Genomic DNA, 3,376 nt, shown 5'->3' on the forward strand with positions numbered 1-3,376 from the left:
GCGGCGGACCACCGAGGCGTGGGACGCGCTGGACCGGGGCGAGGATCCGACGGCCGACTGACGCGGTGGGCGCGGCGGTCGGCGGCTGTCAGCCGACCGGCTGGCGCTCCCACTCGGCGCGGCGACTCGCGGCGCGGGCGGCGGTCAGTTCGGCGACCAGGCGGTTGAGTTCCGCGCGCTGGTCGGCGCGGGCCCGGTCGGCGCAGACCGCCTCCCAGGCGTTGCCCCGTGCCGTCCGCATCCGTGCCTCGCCCACCACGGCCCGTTCCACGGTGTGCACGACCCCGACGGCGAGTGACGCGACCGTCCGCGAGATGGTGGTCAGTCCGATGGTCGGGTGCGGTTCGGAAATGTTCATGGTCACCTCGCACGAGGAGTTGTGGCGTGGGGCAGGCGCGCCATCGAGTCTGCCCGAGGACGATGCTGGCCCGTCGACGTTTCGCCGGGGTGACCGCCCGGTCAACTGTCCCGCCTCGGTCGTGACCTGGGACCGGCCGTTCGGCCTTGAGCTTGCTCACAGCATCGATCGATATCGTTGCCGTCGGGCGGCGGGCGGCAACTGGTGGCATGATCGATGGATCGGCCCGGTCCGACTGCGGCCGTCAGGCTCCGTACCGCGTGGCGGTGGTCGATACCGGAGGTGGCGCTGCGTGACAACCCATTCACGGCAGGTCGGCCATTATGCCGCAGCCCTTTTCGTGAGCAGCGCCATACCCCCGGCGTCCGGCGTCGGTCGGCTGCCCCTAGCATCGGCCCATGACGCCCGGAGAGGGGAGTCCGTTCGTGACTGCTGAGCATGCGCACGCGGAGGGGGACGAGGCCGGCCAGGCAGCGTCCGTAAGCGTGCTCGACGAGATTCTGGCCGGCGTGCGTGAAGACGTCGCCCGACGCCAGGAGCAGGTTCCGCTGGAGCGGATCCGTGAACTGGCAGCGGCGGCGCCGCCGCCCATGGACGCGTACGCGGCGCTGCGTAAGCCCGGCGTGGCCGTGATCGCCGAGGTGAAGCGTTCGTCGCCGTCCAAGGGCCGGCTGGCCGAGATCGCCGATCCGGCCGATCTCGCCGTCGACTACGCGGCCGGTGGGGCGCGGGCGATCAGCGTGCTGACCGAGGGGCGCTGGTTCGGCGGTTCGTTGGACGACCTGGCGGCGGTCCGTGCCGCGGTCACCGTGCCGGTGCTGCGCAAGGACTTCGTGGTCTCCAGCTATCAGATCCACGAGGCCCGCGCGCACGGCGCCGACCTGGTCCTGCTGATCGTCGCCGCACTCGAGCAGAACGTCCTGATGGGTCTGCTGGAGCGGATCGAGTCGCTGGGCATGACCGCTCTGGTCGAGGTGCACGACGAGGAGGAGGCCGACCGCGCGCTGGAGGCCGGCGCGCAGGTGATCGGGGTCAACGCCCGTGACCTGCGTACCCTGGAGGTTGACCGGTCGGTGTTCGAGCGGATCGCGCCCGGTCTGCCCAGCAGCGTCGTCAAGATCGCCGAATCCGGCGTTCGTGGCCCGCACGACCTGATCCGGTACGCCTCCGCGGGCGCCGACGCGGTCCTCGTGGGCGAGGGCCTGGTCACTCAGAAGAGCCCCCGCGAGGCGGTCGCCGAGTTGGTCAACGCCGGCAACCACCCGGCAACGCCCCGGCCGGTGCGCTGACCCCGCGCCGGCCTGACGTACCACCGAGAGGATTCGCGATGAGCGCCGACGCGCTGGCCCCGGTGGCCGGCCCGCAGCCCGACTCCGCCGGTCACTTCGGCCGCTTCGGCGGTCGGTTCGTTCCCGAGGCCCTGGTGGCCGCGTTGGACGAGCTCGACGGGGCGTGGCGTACGGCGATGGCGGACGAGTCCTTCCGGGCCGAGTTCGGCGCGCTGCTGCGCGACTACGCCGGCACACCGTCGCTGCTCTACGAGGCCCGGCGGTTCTCGGCGAAGGTCGGCGCGCGGGTGCTGCTCAAGCGCGAGGACCTCAACCACACGGGCGCGCACAAGGTGCGCAACGTGCTCGGCCAGGCGCTGCTCACCAAGCGGATGGGCAAGACCCGGGTGATTGCGGAGACCGGTGCCGGTCAGCACGGTGTCGCCACCGCGACCGCCGCCGCCCTGTTCGACCTCGAGTGCGTGGTCTACATGGGCGAGGTCGACACCGAGCGGCAGGCGCTCAACGTGGCCCGGATGCGGATGCTCGGCGCGACGGTCGTTCCGGTCACCAATGGTTCGCGCACCCTCAAGGACGCGATGAACGAGGCGATGCGCGACTGGGTGGCCAACGTCGACGAGACGCACTACCTGATCGGCACCGCCGCGGGCCCGCACCCGTTCCCGGCGATGGTGCGCGACTTCGTCCGGGGCATCGGTGACGAGGCCCGCCAGCAGTGCCTGGACCTCACCGGTGGGCTGCCGGACGCCGTCACCGCCTGCGTCGGCGGCGGCTCCAACGCGCTCGGCATCTTCCACGCGTTCGTGGGCGATCAGGCCGTGCGGCTGTACGGCTTCGAAGCCGGCGGCGACGGGGTGGCCACCGGCCGGCACGCGGCGAGCATCACCGGCGGGTCCGCCGGGGTGCTGCACGGCACCCGCACCTTCGTGCTGCAGGACGCCGACGGGCAGACCCTGGAGTCGCATTCGATCTCCGCCGGCCTGGACTACCCCGGTGTCGGGCCGGAGCACGCGTGGCTGCACGACACCGGCCGGGCGAGCTACCTGCCGGTCACCGACGACGAGGCGATGGCCGCCTTCGAGCTGCTCTGCCGCACCGAGGGCATCATCCCGGCGATCGAGAGCGCCCACGCGCTCGCCGGCACCGTCGCGCTGGCCCCGAAGCTCGCCGCCGAGCTGGGCCGGGAGCCCACCATCGTGGTCAACCTGTCCGGGCGGGGCGACAAGGACGTGCACACCGCCGGCGACTACTTCGGCATCCTCGACAAGGAGCGGTGAGATGAGCCGGATCGGGGTGGCCTTCGACAAGGCCCGCGCCGACGGACGGGCACTGCTGGTCGGCTGCATGCCGGCCGGGTTCCCGACCGTCGAGGGCAGCATCGCCGCGATGACCGCCATGGTCGAGGCCGGCGTCGACGTCATCGAGGTGGAGATCCCCTACTCCGACCCGGTGATGGACGGTCCGGTGATCCAGCGGGCCAGTGACATCGCGCTGGCCGGGGGCGTACGCACCGCGGACACGATGCGCATCATCGAGGCGGTGGCGGCGACCGGTGCCCCGGTGGTCACCATGACCTACTGGAACCCGGTCGAGCGGTACGGCGTGGATGTCTTCGCCCGTGACCTCGCCTCGGCCGGCGGCACCGGCCTGATCACCCCGGACCTCATCCCCGACGAGGCCGACGAGTGGCTGGCCGCCTCGGACGCGCACGGTTTGGACCGCACGTTCC

At 72.1% G+C, this 3,376-nt stretch carries 4 protein-coding genes; 3 read left to right on the top strand and 1 reads right to left on the bottom strand.

The window, feature by feature from the left end; translation table 11 throughout:
• Window positions 1–88: 88 nt before the first annotated feature.
• A complete protein-coding gene (locus KBX53_RS26925) occupies window positions 89–358 on the bottom strand; it encodes a hypothetical protein (protein ID WP_210862336.1) in 270 nt (89 codons plus the stop codon).
• A 485-nt stretch (window positions 359–843) separates the two neighbouring features.
• Between KBX53_RS26925 and trpC the strand changes: the two genes are divergently transcribed.
• From trpC to trpA, 3 genes are all read left to right on the top strand, one after another.
• Complete coding sequence (gene trpC, locus KBX53_RS26930) at window positions 844–1,647, top strand: indole-3-glycerol phosphate synthase TrpC (protein ID WP_030334428.1); 804 nt, start codon at window positions 844–846, stop codon at window positions 1,645–1,647.
• A 38-nt stretch (window positions 1,648–1,685) separates the two neighbouring features.
• A complete protein-coding gene (gene trpB, locus KBX53_RS26935) occupies window positions 1,686–2,924 on the top strand; it encodes a tryptophan synthase subunit beta (RefSeq protein WP_030334426.1) in 1,239 nt (412 codons plus the stop codon).
• Between the two features lies 1 nt (window position 2,925).
• The coding region (gene trpA / locus KBX53_RS26940) for a tryptophan synthase subunit alpha (RefSeq protein ID WP_210862338.1) at window positions 2,926–3,376 on the top strand (451 nt) is incomplete at its 3' end.

The sequence above is a fragment of the Micromonospora sp. M51 genome (assembly GCF_018070305.1).
Taxonomy (GTDB): Bacteria; Actinomycetota; Actinomycetes; order Mycobacteriales; family Micromonosporaceae; genus Micromonospora; species Micromonospora parva.

Coding starts and splice junctions, on each gene's coding strand:
- trpB (WP_030334426.1), top strand. CDS start 1,686: ATGAGCGCCGACGCGCTGGCCCCGGTGGCCGGCCCGCAGCCCGACTCC.
- KBX53_RS26925 (WP_210862336.1), bottom strand. CDS start 358: ATGAACATTTCCGAACCGCACCCGACCATCGGACTGACCACCATCTCG.